The 14,898-nt window shown below is 72.9% G+C and carries 13 protein-coding genes; 1 reads left to right on the top strand and 12 read right to left on the bottom strand.

Annotated features, from left to right (window positions below; genetic code table 11):
• Window positions 1-80: 80 nt before the first annotated feature.
• From moeZ to OHT61_RS21250, 12 genes are all read right to left on the bottom strand, one after another.
• Window positions 81-1,259 (bottom strand): adenylyltransferase/sulfurtransferase MoeZ, encoded by a 1,179-nt coding sequence (gene moeZ / locus OHT61_RS21305; protein WP_329040414.1) that lies wholly within the window; start codon window positions 1,257-1,259, stop codon window positions 81-83.
• A gap of 84 nt (window positions 1,260-1,343) precedes the next feature.
• Window positions 1,344-2,171, bottom strand: a complete 828-nt coding sequence (locus tag OHT61_RS21300; RefSeq protein WP_329040413.1) for a spherulation-specific family 4 protein — start codon at window positions 2,169-2,171, stop codon at window positions 1,344-1,346.
• A complete protein-coding gene (locus OHT61_RS21295) occupies window positions 2,159-3,124 on the bottom strand; it encodes an NAD-dependent epimerase/dehydratase family protein (protein ID WP_329040411.1) in 966 nt (321 codons plus the stop codon). Before OHT61_RS21295 ends, OHT61_RS21300 begins: the two co-directional genes overlap by 13 nt.
• Window positions 3,125-3,260: 136 nt before the next feature.
• Window positions 3,261-4,496 (bottom strand): hypothetical protein, encoded by a 1,236-nt coding sequence (locus OHT61_RS21290; protein ID WP_329040410.1) that lies wholly within the window; start codon window positions 4,494-4,496, stop codon window positions 3,261-3,263.
• Entirely contained in the window at window positions 4,489-6,270 is a 1,782-nt protein-coding gene (locus tag OHT61_RS21285) for a DUF3492 domain-containing protein (protein ID WP_329043350.1), read from the bottom strand. The genes OHT61_RS21290 and OHT61_RS21285 overlap by 8 nt, the downstream gene beginning before the upstream one ends.
• A 190-nt stretch (window positions 6,271-6,460) precedes the next feature.
• Window positions 6,461-8,104 (bottom strand): ABC transporter ATP-binding protein, encoded by a 1,644-nt coding sequence (locus tag OHT61_RS21280; protein WP_329040409.1) that lies wholly within the window; start codon window positions 8,102-8,104, stop codon window positions 6,461-6,463.
• Window positions 8,101-9,090, bottom strand: coding sequence for an ABC transporter permease (locus OHT61_RS21275; protein WP_329040408.1), 990 nt, complete (start codon window positions 9,088-9,090; stop codon window positions 8,101-8,103). The genes OHT61_RS21280 and OHT61_RS21275 overlap by 4 nt, the downstream gene beginning before the upstream one ends.
• Complete coding sequence (locus OHT61_RS21270; RefSeq protein ID WP_329040406.1) at window positions 9,087-10,070, bottom strand: ABC transporter permease; 984 nt, start codon at window positions 10,068-10,070, stop codon at window positions 9,087-9,089. Before OHT61_RS21270 ends, OHT61_RS21275 begins: the two co-directional genes overlap by 4 nt.
• A 2-nt stretch (window positions 10,071-10,072) precedes the next feature.
• Complete coding sequence (locus tag OHT61_RS21265; protein ID WP_329040404.1) at window positions 10,073-11,806, bottom strand: ABC transporter substrate-binding protein; 1,734 nt, start codon at window positions 11,804-11,806, stop codon at window positions 10,073-10,075.
• A gap of 205 nt (window positions 11,807-12,011) precedes the next feature.
• Window positions 12,012-12,107 carry an Ms4533A family Cys-rich leader peptide gene (locus tag OHT61_RS21260; RefSeq protein WP_329040402.1) on the bottom strand — a complete coding sequence of 32 codons (96 nt, stop codon included), beginning with the start codon at window positions 12,105-12,107 and terminating at the stop codon, window positions 12,012-12,014.
• 89 nt (window positions 12,108-12,196) lie between these two features.
• Entirely contained in the window at window positions 12,197-13,522 is a 1,326-nt protein-coding gene (locus tag OHT61_RS21255) for a DUF3152 domain-containing protein (RefSeq protein WP_329040401.1), read from the bottom strand.
• Window positions 13,523-13,531: 9 nt separating this feature from the next.
• Window positions 13,532-14,497: an alpha/beta fold hydrolase gene (locus OHT61_RS21250; protein ID WP_329040400.1), complete on the bottom strand. Its 966-nt coding sequence runs from the start codon at window positions 14,495-14,497 to the stop codon at window positions 13,532-13,534.
• Window positions 14,498-14,609: 112 nt separating this feature from the next.
• On the opposite strand from OHT61_RS21250, the gene OHT61_RS21245 reads away from it, so the two are divergent.
• Window positions 14,610-14,825 (top strand): hypothetical protein, encoded by a 216-nt coding sequence (locus OHT61_RS21245; RefSeq protein WP_329040398.1) that lies wholly within the window; start codon window positions 14,610-14,612, stop codon window positions 14,823-14,825.
• Window positions 14,826-14,898: the final 73 nt, after the last annotated feature.

Genomic DNA, 14,898 nt, shown 5'->3' with positions numbered 1-14,898 from the left:
GAGACGGGAAACGCGGCCCGCAGGCATGCGAAAGGGCCGGTTCCGCACGGGAACCGGCCCTTCTCAGGTCGTGCCCCGGTCTAGTAGACCGGCTTCTCGGGCTCGATCTGGTTGACCCAGCCGATGACACCGCCACCGACGTGCACCGCGTCGGCGAAGCCCGCCGACTTGAGGACCGCGAGGACCTCGGCGCTGCGGACGCCGGTCTTGCAGTTCAGGACGATGCGCCTGTCCTGGGGGAGGTCCTGGAGGGCGTTGCCCATCAGGAACTCGTTCTTCGGGACCAGCCGGGATCCGGGGATCGAGACGATCTCGTACTCGTTCGGCTCGCGGACGTCGATGATCTCGATCTTCTCGTCGCCGTCGATCCACTCCTTGAGCTGCTTGGGAGTGATCGTGGAACCGGCCGCCGCCTCCTGGGCCTCCTCGGACACGACGCCGCAGAAGGCCTCGTAGTCGATGAGCTCGGTGACGGTGGGGCTCTCGCCGCAGACCGCGCAGTCGGGGTCCTTGCGGACCTTGACCTGGCGGTACTGCATCTCCAGCGCGTCGTAGATCATCAGACGGCCGACCAGCGGGTCACCGATCCCGGCGAGCAGCTTGATGGCCTCGTTGACCTGGATGGAGCCGATGGACGCGCAGAGCACACCCAGGACACCGCCCTCGGCGCAGGAGGGAACCATGCCGGGCGGCGGCGGCTCCGGGTAGAGGCAGCGGTAGCAGGGGCCGTGCTCGGACCAGAACACGGACGCCTGGCCGTCGAAGCGGTAGATCGAGCCCCAGACGTAGGGCTTGTTCAGCAGGACCGCGGCGTCGTTGACGAGATAGCGGGTGGCGAAGTTGTCCGTGCCGTCCACGATCAGGTCGTACTGCGCGAAGATGTCCATCACGTTGTCGGCTTCGAGCCGCTCCTCGTGAAGGACGACGTTCACCAGGGGGTTGATCCCCTGCACGGTCTCCTTGGCCGACTGGGCCTTGGACTTGCCGATGTCGGCCTGACTGTGGATGACCTGGCGCTGCAGGTTCGACTCGTCGACCTCGTCGAACTCGACGATGCCGAGCGTGCCGACACCGGCCGCGGCCATGTACATCAGGGCCGGCGAACCGAGGCCGCCGGCGCCGACACAGAGCACCTTGGCGTTCTTCAGCCTCTTCTGACCGTCCATCCCGACATCCGGGATGATCAGGTGGCGGGAGTACCTGCGGACCTCATCGACGGTGAGCTCGGCAGCCGGCTCGACCAGGGGTGGCAGCGACACACGAACCTCAACAATGCAGGTGGTCGGTTTCTACGTACTTCATCTACGTACGGTTGTTCTCCCGTAACACTGCCACGCCGCCCGTCATTCCGAGATACCAGGTCCGATCCGCGAGACGAATTCGTCCCAGTAGCTGGGCAGCGTCTCGAATGGGTCGGTTTGTCCCCGCATGCCGTCCCGGTCCGTGAAGAAGACCGTGCCAGCGCCCTGCCAGCGGGCGATGCGCATGGCCTCCTCCAGATGGGTGCGCGGAACGCCGTGCACGAAGTGGGCGAAGCGGCCCGGCTCGTACCCCGCGGTCCACTCGGCCACCTGGGACCAGCGGTAGTCCGCCCACGCGCCGCGGAAGGTCACCAGCTGGTCGGCGGCCTCCGCGTATCCCGGATACGGATGGGTGTCGTGGCCCAGGACCAGCCGTCCGCCCTCCGGGTCCGCGCTGTCGCTGCCGGCCAGGAGCGCGCCGAGCGTGCCGGTCAGGCGGCGCACCGCCGGGAGCAGGTCGCGCCCGGCCGGACAGCGGTCGAGGTAGAAGCCGCCGACGCGGTACCAGTCGAGGTAGGACCGGGCGTCCGCGACGATCTCGTCGAAGGGCCGGCCCCCGAAGGCCAGGTCGAGGTGACCCAGCAGCCGGCCGCCCGCGGCCCGGACGCCGTCCTCGGGCGCCTCCCCGTGCAGGGCCCGCTCGCGGGCGTTCCGCAGCCGGCCGGCAGCCTCCAGGCAGTGCGGGTCGGGCCGGGTGCCCGGCCCGTCGTCGATGTTGAGCACCGCCCAGTGCAGCGGCGTGCCGGGCCTGCTGAGCCCGGCCCACTCGGCGGGCGCGAGCAGCGGATGGGCGTAGCCGGGCACGCCGACACCCAGCTGCTCGGCGCCGCCGGTCCGTACGGCGGCGCCGGGCCGGGTCAGATGCGGCACGCCGCCTCCATCCAGATGTCGGCGAGCGACTCCTCCAGGTTGATGCGGGGACGCCAGCCCAGCCGGTCCCGGGCGGTGCGCACGTCGGCCTGCTGCCAGGCCCCGCAGCCGTCGGGGTAGGGGGACGGGGTGACGGCGAGCTGCTCCACCACGGACTCCGCCGAGGCCCGCTGGGCTCCGATCGGCAGCCGCGAGGGGGGCGTGTCCAGCTCGTGAAGCGCGCCGGTGTATCCGGCCACCCGGGCGAGGACGGCTGCCGCGTCGCGCAGCCGGACGGCCCGGCCCGTACCGATGTTGACCACGCCCTGGGCAGCGGAGAGCGAGGCCGCGTGCACGGCGCGCGCCACGTCCCGCACGTCGACGAAGTCGCGCTGCACCCCGAGGCCGCTGAGCTTGAGTTCGGGGTCACCGGCCTGCATGGCGCGGCGCATCGTCTCCGCGAGCCTGCCGAGCGGCGAGCCCGCGGGGGTACCGGGCCCGACAGGCGAGAAGACCCGCAGCACGACCGCGTCCAGACCGGAGCCGAGGACGAGTTCGGTGGCGGCCAGCTTGCTGACACCGTAGGGACCGCCCGGGCGGGGGACCGCGTCCTCGGCGGTGGACGAGCCGGGCTGCGAGGGCCCGTACTCGGAGGCGCAGCCGACCTGGACGAGCCGGGCGCTGCAACTGCTGCGGCGCATGGCCTCGCAGACCGTGGCGACCGCGACGGTGTTGTGACGGGTCAGATCGCGGGCGCCGCCCCGGGTGGCACCGGCGCAGTTGACGACGACCCCCGGGTGGACGGCGTCCAGGAAGCGGGTGAGCGCACCCGGGCTGCCGCCCGCGAGGTCGAACCGCACGTCGGCGTCGTCGCCGCGGCCGAGCGCCGTGAGGTGCACGGCCGGGTCGGCGAGCAGCCGGTCGGCGACGAAGCGGCCGAGGAATCCGTTGGCTCCGAGCAGCAGAACCCTCATCGCGCACCCCTTCGGTGCCGACGGCGCGGTGCCGGTGCGGGGGATTGGCGGGTCATGTCCGGTGTCTCCTTGAGGAAGGTGTGGGGCGGGTGGGAAGACCCGCGGCGTCGGCTCCGCGGGGGGTCGGGCGGTCCGGCTACGCCGGGGCGTGGGCGGAGGCCCGGGTGAGGGTGACCGATGCGTGGAGCAGCAGCGCGAGGGCGGCGACCCCGCAGGCGAGGGCGGACACGCCGCCGGGTCCCGCCGCGGCGACGAGCGCGTCGACCGGAGCGGCGAGGAGGCCGAGGCCCGGCAGCCGTCCGGAGAGCACCAGGAAGGGGGCCCCGACCTCGACGGCGCAGGCGGCCGCCAGTCCGGTGGCGGCGGGTTCGGGGAAGCCGTGGACGGCGAGCAGGCGGGCCAGGAACAGCAGCAGGCCGAGCGCGGCCGCGCCGGTGGGGACGCCGTGCTCTCCGCCGTATCCGAGGTCGGTGAGGAAGAGGAGGGCGGCCAGTGCGCAGAGGTGGAGCGCCACGACGGCGAACAGCAGGGGGCGTACGCCGGCGCCGAACTCCGCCAGGGCGTGTGAGCCCGCGAGGCGGCGGCGGGCGTGCTCGGCGAAGAGATGGGCGCACCAGGCCGCCGGGACCAGCGCCAGCACCAGCCCCGGCAGGGGGGCGGGCGAGGCCGCCCAGGCCCCGTCGGGTCCGCCGCTGATGACCTGGGCGATCAGGTCGTCGCCGTACACGGCGTATCCGAGGAGCCAGCAGACGTAGAGCGTGACGCCGCCGACGCCGTCCCGGGCGCGCAGCGGGCCGTCGCGCAGGCAGAGCCGGAGTCCGAGGAGGACGAGGAGTGCTCCCGCGGCGGTCATCGCCAGGCGGGCCTCCCCGCCGAGCACCCCTGCGGTGGCCCGGAGCGCTCCGGCGGTCGCGAGGCAGGCGGCGCCGGGCACCAGGGCGGACAGGGTCCATCCGGCCCGGCCTTCCCCGGCCGGGTGCGGGTGCGGCGGGCGGGACGCGGGCGCGGGCCTGCCCGTGCCGGGGTAGCGGGCGTAGAGCTCCTCCGCGAGCGAGAAGACGTCGCGGTGCCGGTAGCGGGCCGCGGTGCGGTCGGTGAGGCCGTGCGCCTCCAGGCCGGCGGCGATCTCCAGGGGGTCGACGGCGCGCTCGCAGAGGTCGCGGTGGCGGTGCATGAGCACCTTCACCGGGTCGGCGGGGCCGCGCCGCGTGGCGGTCCTGCGGGCGGGGCGGTACGCGATCTCGGGCGCCCGGACGGCGGACCCGACCGCCGCGGCGCTCGGGTCCGCGGCTTCCCGCCCGGCGTCGGGAGCGTCGGCCGGTCCGCGCATGGGGGCGCCTCCGTGGTCGTGGGCGCTCGTCTCGTCACGCATCGCCGTTCCCCGCTCCGCGTGCGCCCGCGCACACGCTCTCGGCGCCGAGAGCCCAGCTCGGCTGTCTGCCCGCCCCGGACACGGCCGGTTCGGTGGGGGCGGGCAGGCAGCCGAGCACGTGCGCCTCGGGGGGCGTGGCGAAGGGCCTCGGCGGCTCCGCGGGACCGGCCGGGGCGGCCCAGCGGGCCGGGGCCTGCCCCACCAGGTCCAGGTAGATCTCGCGGAACGCGGCGAGGTTCTGCTCCACGGTGAAGAGTTCGAGCGCCCTGGCGCGGGCGGCGGCCCCCAGGCGCGCCCGGCGCTCGGGGTCGCGCAGGAGCGCGACGCACGCGTCGGCGAGCGCCCGCGGATTGCGCGGGGGCACGACCAGCCCCGTGCCGCCGACGATCTCGACCACCGCCCCCACGTCCGTCGAGACGGTGGCCCTCGCGCAGAACATCGCCTCGACGAGGCTGATGGGAAAGCCCTCCACGACGCTGGACAGCACGACGACTCCGCCCGCCGCGTACGCCTCCGCGAGGTCGGGCACCTCGGGCCCGCCGATCTCCTCGAAGGTGACGGGGTTGTCCCCGACGGTGTGCGCGTCCGTGGCCTCGTCGGGGAAGAGCTGGGCGGCGAGCGCCTTGCACCGGTCCAGGTAGGTGTCGCCCTCGGCCCCCGGGACCGGGGCGCCGAAGATGCGCAGCCGGGTGCCCGGTTCGGCCCGGCGCACCTCGGCGAAGGCGTGCAGCAGCGCGATCAGGTCCTTGGCGGGTTCGATCCGGCCGATCCACACCAGCGTGCCGGGGCCGCCGCCGTCGTCCCCCTCCCCCACGTCTCCGAACCGCCGCGCCTCCATCCCCGGGTAGACCGTGCGCAGCTTGCCGCGGACGGCGCCGAACCGCTCCTGCCAGCGGCGGACATGGGTGTTGCCGGGGGTGATGAGTGCGGCCTGCCGGTAGACCTCGGAGGCGAGCAGCCCGTGGAAGGTGGCCAGCAGGGCGCGCACGGGGGCACCGGGTGCGCCCTCGGGCGCCGCGAGGTAGTGGGCGCGCAGCGGTACGCCGTGCTCCGTCACCAGCAGCGGTACGCCGAAGAAGCGTTTGGCCAGCAGCCCCGGAAGGGCCGCGGCGCCGCCGGAGGCCGCATGGCACAGGTCGACCGCGCCGAGGCCGTCCTCCTCGTACCAGTCGAGGGACAGCGGGCGCAGGGCGCACTCCAGGGCGGCGGCGAAGGCGAGGTAGTCGGGGACGGTGGCGCTGTGCACGGTCCGGCCGGTCCCCGGAGCGCGGCAGGAGGACTCGACGATGCGTACGGTCGCCTCCGAACGCAGGGCGGTGTGCAGTCCGCCCCGGTCCCGGGCCAGTTCGGCGAGTCCGTAGAGGCCCTCCGTGAAGCGGGCGGCGGCGACCGTGTCCACCAGGTCCCCGGACTCCGGTCCCGTGTCCCCGCCCGCGCAGACCGCGCCGACGAGTTGTGTCACGTGCGCCGTGAAGCGCCGCCGGTCCCGTCTGCCGTACGACCGCCCGAGGCCCGTGGCGAAGTTGCGCGGCAGGCCCCGGGGCCTGCGGGCGTGCAGGGCGTCGTCGTCGCACGTCCACAGCGGCGCGGTCCGCACCCGGCCGACCCGGTCGGGAAGCCTGACCCAGCCCCGCTGCTCCTGCTCGGCGGACCGGCTGAGCGCGAAGAGGTCGAACTCGTGCTGCGGCAGACCGCGCACCAGACGGTCGCACCAGAGTCTGGACTCACCGGTCGCATACGGATAGCCACCGTCCGTGAGGAGTCCGATCCGCACGAGCACACCCCCTGATCTCCCTTGTGGGCGGCCGCCGTTGATCGGCGACTCACAGCGGGACGACCGTAAGCGGATATGCGGGTGGTGCGACGGACGGTTGTCCGTCGCACCACCGAAAGGGGTGAACCGGCGTAACTTTCCCGCGCCGGTCGCGTTCAGTTGCGACAATGGCGCGCGAGGTCACGCGGAGTCAGGCTGCGGCCAGCTCCTCACGGGCCGCGCGGCGGGCGGCCGCGACTCCGGGGTCGAGTGCGGGCACCGCCGCCAGGAGCCGGCGGGTGTAGGGATCCCGCGGCGACCCGTACACCTCGTCCACCGCCCCCTGCTCGACGATCCGGCCCTGCCGCATGACCGCCACGCGGTCGCTGACCTGGCGTACGACGGCCAGGTCGTGGGCGATGAAGACGAGCCCGATGCCCAGTTCGCGCTGGAGTTCCGCGAGCAGGCCGATCACCTGGGCCTGGGTCGTGACGTCCAGCGCGGAGACCGGTTCGTCGCACACGATCAGCTTCGGACCGGCGGCGAGGGCCCGCGCGATGCCGACCCGCTGCCGCTGGCCGCCGCTGAACTCGTGCGGGTAGCGCGCGTACCGCCCGGCGTCGAGGCCGACCCGCTCCAGCAGCTCACCGACCCGGTTCCGGATCAGCCTCTCGTCCGTCTCCCCCGCCGCCCGGAGCGGGTCGGCCACCGACTCGCCGATCGAGCGCCGCGGGTTGAGCGAGGCGACCGGGTCCTGGAAGACCATCTGGATCTCGCGGCGGACGGGCCGGAGCGCCTTGTCCGACAGCGAGCCGATGTCCTCGCCCCGGTACCGGAGCTGCCCGGCCGTCGGATCGAGCAGTCGCACGAGCATGCGCCCGAGCGTGGTCTTGCCGCTGCCGCTCTCGCCGACGATGCCGAGCGTCTCGCCCGCGCGGACCGTGAGCGAGACCTCGTCCACGGCGGTGACCCGGCCCGCGCCGCGCCCGAACTCGCGGCTGAGGCCGACGGCTTCGAGCAGCGGCGGCCCGTCCTGCGCCGGCACGGACGCGGCCGCCGCCCGGGTACGTTCCGCGTCCACCCGGGGCACCGCCGCGAGCAGTTCACGCGTGTACGGCTGCCGGGGCGACCCCAGCACCTCGGCGACGGGCCCGCGCTCCACGGCCCGGCCGTGCTGCATCACGAGGACGTGGTCGACGCTCTCGGCCGCGACGCCCACGTCGTGCGTCACCAGCAGCAGGCCCATGCCCGTCTCCCGCCGCAGGCCGTGCAGCAGATCGAGGATCTGGGCCTGCACGGTCACGTCGAGCGCGGTCGTCGGCTCGTCGGCGATCAGCAGGCGCGGCTCGCAGGCGAGTGCCATCGCCATCAGGGCGCGCTGCCGCATCCCGCCCGAGAACTCGTGCGGCCGCGACCGCGAACGGCGCGCCGCGTCGGGGATCCCGACCCGGTCGAGCACCTCGACGGCCCGCGCCCGCGCCGCCCGCCGGGAGGCCCGTGTGTGGACCCGGTACACCTCGGCGATCTGGTCACCGACCGCGTAGTACGGGTCCAGCGAGGACAGCGGGTCCTGGAAGACCATCGCGGCCTTCGCCCCGCGCAGCGCGCGCAGTTCCGCGTCGCCTGCCGTCTGCACGTCCACGCCGGCGACACGGACGGAGCCGTCGACCGTGGCGCCCGTCCCCCGGTGGAGCCCGAGCAGGGCCCACGCCGACGCGCTCTTGCCGGAGCCGGACTCGCCGACGACGCCGAGCGCGGCCCCCTCCTCCAGCGTGAAGGACAGGCCGTCCACGGCCGTCACACCGTCCGCGCCGCCGAAGGAGACGGTCAGACCGGAAACCTCGACCAGGCTCATGCCAGCACCACCCGACGGTCGGCCATCGCCTGGAGGACGTCCGCGAGGGCATTGGCAAGGACGACGAAGAAGCCGGTGACGAGCACCAGGCCGACGACGACCGGCAGGTCGACGTTCTTCACGGCGTCGACGAGTTCGCGTCCGACGCCGGGGATGTTGAAGAGCGATTCGGTGAGGACGGCTCCGCCGAACATCGAGCCGATGTCCAGCGCGCCGAGTGCGATCACGGGAGCGAGCGCGCCGCGCAGCGCGTGCCGCCCGACGAGACTGCGCTCGCTCACCCCGTACGCCCGGAAGGTGCGCACGTGGTCCTCCGCGAGGGTCTCCAGCATCGACGCCCGGGTCATCCGGGCGTACGGGGCGGCGGAGACCAGGGCCAGGGAGACCCACGGCAGCAGGAGGTTCCAGGCCCACTGTTCGGGGTTCTCGGTGAGCGGGACGTAGTCGGGGAAGGGGAGCAGTTGCAGGGCCGAGCAGAAGACGATGATCAGCAGCAGGCCGACGACGAAGACGGGCGTGGCCAGGCCGGCCAGGGTCAGCCCGGTGAGGAGACGCTCGGTCGCCCTTCCGCGCCGCCAGACCGACAGCAGCCCGGTGCCGACGCCGAGCACGACCCACAGCACGAACGCGCCGACGGCGAGCGAGGCGGTGGCCGGAAGCTTGGTCAGGATCATCTGGGTGACCTGCTCGTCGTTCCGGTAGGAGCGTCCGAGGCAGGGTGCCTGGCAGTGCAGGATCCCGGTGCCGGTGGAGTAGTCATGGCCGACGAAGATCCCCTGGAGGAAGTGGGCGTACTGCAGGTACAGCGGGTCACCGAGACGCAGTTGGTCGCTGACCTGGGCCACCTGGGCCGGGGAACAGCGCGGGCCGCAGGCGATCTGCGCGACGTTGCCCGGGGCGACGTAGAAGGCGATGTAGACGACGACGCTGAGGGCGAGGAGCACGAAGACCGCCCCGCCGACGCGCCGCAGCACGAACCGGCTCATGCTCCGGCCTCCTTCTTGCGTCCGGTGCCGATCCGCAGGCGGGACGCGACGCGGGGGTCGAGGGCGTTGCGTACGCCTTCGCCGAGGACGGTCAGCGCCAGCACGGTGACGAAGATCAGCAGGGCGGGGATCAGCAGATAGGTGGGCGCCGCCTGGTACCAGGTGTCGGCGTCGCTGAGCATCTGTCCCCAGGAGGGCGTGGGCGGCTTGATGCCGACGCCGAGGAAGGACAGTGCCGCCTCGACGACGATGTCGCCGGGGAAGAGCAGCACGGCGTAGGTGATGACGGGTGCGGCCAGCGCGGGCAGCAGTTCGCGCCGGGCGATCCGCCAGGCGCCCCAGCCGCTGAGCCGGGCGGCCGCCACGTGGTCGAGCGACTTCAGCGCGAGGGTCTTGGCGCGCACGACCTTGGAGATGCCGGACCAGCCGACCAGGCCGACGATCACGGCGATCAGCACCGGGCGCGGGAAGCCGGCGGGGACGACCGCGAGGGCGCCCAGGGCGATCACCATGACGGGCAGGGCGACGACGATGTCGGTGACGCGGCTGAGCGCCTGGTCGACGAAACGGTTGCCGAGTCCTGCGGCGAGCCCGACGGCCACACCGATGATCACCTGGAGCAGGGTCGCGCCCAGGGCGACGCCGAGCGACACCCGGGCGCCGTAGACGACCCGGGCGAAGAGGTCGCGTCCGGTGAGGGGTTCGACGCCGAGCCAGTGGTCGGCGCTGATCCCGCCGAACGAGCCCAGCGGCACCCCGCCGGTCGCGGAGTCGACGAGGTCGGCGTGGTACGTGGTGGGGTCCTGGCCCTCGATGCCCGCGAGCAGCGGGGCGGCGAGTGCGACCAGGACCAGGAGGGCGACGACCACGGCCGCCACGGCGGCGGAGCGCCGTGCGCGCAGCCGCCGCCAGAACGAGGAGGCCCCGGAGGCGGGGGCCTGGACGGCCCCCGCCTCCTTGACCAGCAGAGCTTCGGCCATGGTTACTTGACCGCGGCCTGCGAGATGTCGAGCACGCCGGTCCAGTCGCTGATGACGACGTTCTTGACGTCCTCGCCGAACAGGCGCTTGTAGACGGGGTGGAACAGCGGCACGGTGACCGCCTGCTCACCGATCTTCTTGTCGAGTGCGCCCCAGCGCTTCGCGGCCGCCTTCAGGTCGGTCAGCTTGTTGATCTCGTCGACCTCCTTGTTGACCGAGGGGTCGTCGAGCTGGAAGGAGTTGAAGTTGTAGCCGCTCTTGACGATCTGGCGTCCGTCGAAGATCGGCGCGAGGAACGGGCCGCCGGACGGCCAGTCGGCGCCCCAGCCGGTCAGGAAGAAGCCGGGCTCGGTCTTCACGTTGAAGATCTTGTCCGAGTAGGCGTTGGACTCCAGGCCCTGGAGCTTGACCGTGATCCCGGCCTTCTTCAGCGCCTCCTGGATCGCGGTGGCGATCTCCGGGCTGGTCTCGAAGTTCTTGTCGTTGTTGTGCGTGAGGGTGATGGTCAGGCCCTTGGCGTAGCCGGCCTCCTTCAGCAGCTCCCTGGCCTTGGCCGGGTCGCCCGACTTTCCGCCCGGGAAGGCGTCGTAGGCGCTGTGGCCGAAGGACGCCTGCTCCGGCAGGAAGGTGGTGGCGGGCTCGGCGAGCGAGGAGCCGCCGGCCGCGTTGACGACCGAGGTGCGGTCGACGGCGTACGAGATCGCCTGGCGCACCTTCGGGTTGTCGAACGGCTTCACCTTCGGGTTGAAGGCGATGTAGTTCGTGTAGCCGAAGTGGCCGGTGCCGACACGGCCGGCGAGCTTCTTGTCGCCGGTCACCTTGGCGAGCTCGGCCGGGCCGAGGTTGGTGTCCGTGGTGACGGCGGCGGCGTCGGCGCCGCGGGAGGCGGAGAGCCGCTGGTTGATGACGGCCGAGTCGAGCCCGGAGCGCACGTCGATGCGGTCGGGGTAGGCCTTGCGCTCCTCGTCCGTCGCGGGCGACCAGAAGGTGTTGCGCTCCAGGACGAGGCGCTCGCCGTCGCCCTCGTTGCTGACGACCTTGTACGGGCCGGAGGAGAGGGGGTGGTTCTCGTACTTGGCGCCCTTGTCCTTGGCCTGCGGCACCGGTGTCGTCTGGGTCTGGGTCGCCAGGTACGGGAACTCGCCCTCGGGCTTGTTCAGGTGGAAGACGATGGTCCGGGCGTCGGGCACCTCGATCGAGGCCAGGCCCTTCTTGTCCTTGTACGGGCCCTGGTAGTCGGCCCCGCCGATCAGCCAGTCGCGCAGGTAGGGCGCACCGCCGGAGAGTTCGGGGGCGAAGGAGCGCTCGATGCCGTACTTGATGTCCGCGCTGGTGATCGCGGTGCCGTCCTCGTACTTCAGCCCTTCCTTGAGGGTGTACGTCCAGACGGTGGCGTTCTTGCTCGGCTTGCCGAGGTCGGTCGCGAGGTCCGGGACGACCTCGGAGCCCGCGGCGCCGTTCTCGCGGTTGCGGGTGGTGAGGGTGCGGAAGACGAGGGAGGGGACGTTGCCGCCGCCGGAGGTGTAGAGCCGTGCGGGGTCGAAGTCGTCCTGCGGGTTGCTGTTGAGCACCGTGAGGGTGCCGCCCTTGGCCGGCTTGCCCGAGGCGCCGGACGAACCGACGCTCTTCTTGCCGTCGTCGTCCTGGGGTCCGCAGGCCGCGAGCCCTGCGACGAGAACGAGGCTGACGGCGGCGGTGGTCGCCACTCTGCGCGATATGAAGGACGGCTGACTCATCGGAAGATGGCCTCTCGGTGTGCTGCGGTGGGGAAGGAGGGTGGGATTCCGCACGGACGCAGCGCGGTCCGCCCCCGGGGAGGGGATGGACCGGATACCGGAAGGGCCGCGCCTGCGGGCGGAGTACGCCCGGGCGCGGTGTCATGGAGGGGCCGACGAACCCGGAGGGGGGTCGTCGGAATGCCGACGCGCGCTCGAGCAGGCGTCAGCGACAGAGAATGTCGGCTACACAGTGCCCGGCCACGCCGAAGAGTGCCAGCTCAAGGGCGGCGCTCTCGGAGGATGCGGGACTGTGCGACATGGGGAGAAATATGGACGACCCCCCAAACCGATGTCAACGCGGGATGAGACGGTCGTCCCACTATGTGGACGAACCGCCTCCGCCGCGGATCAACCGCCCGGGAACACCCAGGGGTTGGGACGGCACTTGATGCCGTCCAGGTCAAGGGTCTTGGTCTGCTGCTGCATGACGGGCGCCAGGGCGCCCGGAGTGCGACAGCTCACATGGTTGTGCCCGAGGCGGTGGCCGACCTCGTGGTTGATCAGCATCTGCCGGTAGGGCAGGAGCTTGTCCGGGCCGAACGTCGAGGCACCCTGCGCCCAGCGGTACGCGTTGATCATCACGCGGTCGGTGGCGGCGGAGTCGCAGGAGACGTTGTCCTCCGTGGTGTCCAGCCCCGACTTCTCGCACCAGACGCCCGTGGTTCCCGGACTCGCGAGGGTGATCACGAAGTCGGGTTCGCCGGAGGAGACCCGCTCGAAGGTCATCGCGCCGCCGTGCGCCCAGCTCCGGTCGTCGTTCAGCGTCTTCTGCACCGCTTCGGCGAACAGCCCGGCGTCGAGGCCCAGGCCCTGCTCGACGTCGATCCGGTACCGGTACTTGTGCCCCTTGCCCGGCGCCTTCGCCAGGCCGGGCACCGCCTCGAACTTCCCCGACGCCTTCAGGTCGGGCGCCAGCGGGAAGGGCATGGCCATCCTCGCGGCGTACGACATGGTCTTGACCTCGGGCCGTCCCGCCGGAGGGGTCGGCCGGTCCACCGAACGCGAGGCGTCCTCGGAGTCCTGCCGGTCGACGCCGGCGGACGGCGAGGTGCCGCCGCCGCGCCCGGGGCCGTCGGCGACCTGCCCGGCCACCACGACCGCCAGCACGGTGGTCACCGCGGCGGCCGCCACACCGGTGAAGGCGCGGCCCTTGCCGCCCTTGACCCGCGCGCTCCCGCCGCCCGGGGCACCGTCCGATCCGCCGTCGTCCGCCGGGCTCCCGGCCGCGGCCACGGGAGGCGCGGGCGGCGCCGGACGCGAAGGCGTGGTGTCGAACGCCTCCAGGAACTCCTGGCGCGGGCCCGGTATCAGCGGCGCGTCGCCGGTCCGCCGCGGCTGCGTCCGGCCGGCGGCACGTTGGGCCGCCTGCTGCCGCGCCACGGCCTGCCGGACGCGGAACGCCTCGTGCGCCGCGGGTCCGGACACGTCCTGCCGGCCGTCGCGCACCGGCTGCGGCCCGGTCCCCCAGCCGCCGCCCGGCTCTCGCTGCTCGGGGTGCCCGCCGCGCACCCGCGGCGCGTCGCGGAAGGGGCCCTGCCCGTCCCCCGCGGCGGGGCGGGCGTCGCGCCCGCGCCTGCCCGTACCGGGCTGCGGGACTCCGGGGGCGCGCTCGGCACCCGCCGTCCCCGCGTCACGGCCCTTTGCCTCGGGGCCCTTTCGACTGTGTCGTCCCACGTGCCCGGATCAGCTCCCGCCGCGTTCGTCGAGCAGTTCCCGGAACGCCTGGGCGACCGCCTCCGGGTACTCCATCATCGCCACGTGCCCGGCCTCGGGCAGTGTCAGCAGGCGCGAGTCGCGGAAGGCCGCGGACGCCCTGCGTGCCATCCGGTACGAGACGAGCTGGTCCTTCGAGCCGTACACGAGCAGGGTCGGTGCGAGCACCCGCTCGGCCTGGCGCCACAGACCGTGCTGCCCACCCAGCGTGTAGGCATCGACGATGCCCCGGGCCGAGCGTGTCATGGCGTCCCAGAAGTACGGAAGTTGCAGTCGTCTCTCCATCTCGGCCACCGCGTTGCGGAAGGCCTCGTCGGAGATGCGTGTCGGATCGCCGTAACAGAGTGCCATGGCGCCGCGGGTCCGCTGCTCCGCGGTCCAGCCCCGGGTGAGCCTGGCGAACAGGGAAGCTACGCCCGGGAGTGCGAGCAGCGCCGTGGGGACGGCCGGCCGCTGGACCCGGATCTCGGGCAGGGCCGGGGAGACCAGGGTGAGGGTGCGCACCAGATCGGGCCGGACGGCCGCGACCCGGGTGGCGACGGCGCCGCCCAGGGAGTTCCCGAAAAGGTGAACGGGCCCGCGCCCGCCCGCGTCCAGCAGCCGCATCACGGCCCGGGCGTGTCCGGTGACGGAGTAGTTGCCGTCGTCCGGTGGCGGGGAGTCCCCGAAGCCGGGCAGGTCGACCGCCTCGCTGTCGAGGACGTCGGTCAGCAGCGGCATCAGGGCCGACCAGTTCTGGGAGGACCCGCCCAGCCCGTGGACCAGGAGCGCGGGCTCCGCGTCCGCGGAATCCGAGGGGCGGGCACGGACGGTCAGGGTGAGCCCCGGAAGCTCGACGGAGCGCAGCTCCTCGCCCTCCGTGACCCTCACGGGACTGACCGTGGGCGCCACCGCCGCGGCGGCGGCGCGGGTACCGGGCAGCTCGGTGGGAGACATGCGGCAATGTTACGAGACGATCACGCGGTGGTTCATGTGTTCGCCGTCACAGGCCGCATAGCGGCCCGGGAGGGTTGCTCCTAGGCTGCAAGGGAAGGAAGGGAGCCACCCCATGACGGTCGACCCGAGCGACCCGGAGACCTTCGAGGACCCCCAGCCGGACGAGTCCGGTCCGGAGGCGCCCGAGGCGGACGCCGCCGAACAGCGCGCACCGGTCGAGGAGGATCGTGACGAGCCCCTCACGGACGTCGACCCGGGAGCGGCGAACGAGGCGGATGCGGCGGAGCAGGCCCGCGTCGTCACGCAAGATGAGGACGATTACCGGTAGAACGCACCACTTTGTGCCGTCGACCTGCGCATCTGCGGCTACCGGAGTCGTCCGGTCCGTGAAATTCTGCGTT

Source organism: Streptomyces sp. NBC_00178 (genome assembly GCF_036206005.1).
GTDB lineage: Bacteria > Actinomycetota > Actinomycetes > Streptomycetales > Streptomycetaceae > Streptomyces.
Note: the sequence above shows the minus strand (reverse complement) of the source record. Positions and strands in the feature narration are given on the sequence as shown.

Excerpts from the sequence above, each read along its gene's own strand:
- OHT61_RS21265 (WP_329040404.1), bottom strand. The coding sequence starts at position 11,806 with ATGAGTCAGCCGTCCTTCATATCGCGCAGAGTGGCGACCACCGCCGCC.
- OHT61_RS21275 (WP_329040408.1), bottom strand. The coding sequence starts at position 9,090 with ATGAGCCGGTTCGTGCTGCGGCGCGTCGGCGGGGCGGTCTTCGTGCTC.
- OHT61_RS21250 (WP_329040400.1), bottom strand. The coding sequence starts at position 14,497 with ATGTCTCCCACCGAGCTGCCCGGTACCCGCGCCGCCGCCGCGGCGGTG.
- OHT61_RS21270 (WP_329040406.1), bottom strand. The coding sequence starts at position 10,070 with ATGGCCGAAGCTCTGCTGGTCAAGGAGGCGGGGGCCGTCCAGGCCCCC.
- OHT61_RS21290 (WP_329040410.1), bottom strand. The coding sequence starts at position 4,496 with ATGCGTGACGAGACGAGCGCCCACGACCACGGAGGCGCCCCCATGCGC.
- OHT61_RS21280 (WP_329040409.1), bottom strand. The coding sequence starts at position 8,104 with ATGAGCCTGGTCGAGGTTTCCGGTCTGACCGTCTCCTTCGGCGGCGCG.
- OHT61_RS21245 (WP_329040398.1), top strand. The coding sequence starts at position 14,610 with ATGACGGTCGACCCGAGCGACCCGGAGACCTTCGAGGACCCCCAGCCG.
- OHT61_RS21295 (WP_329040411.1), bottom strand. The coding sequence starts at position 3,124 with ATGAGGGTTCTGCTGCTCGGAGCCAACGGATTCCTCGGCCGCTTCGTC.
- OHT61_RS21260 (WP_329040402.1), bottom strand. The coding sequence starts at position 12,107 with ATGTCGCACAGTCCCGCATCCTCCGAGAGCGCCGCCCTTGAGCTGGCA.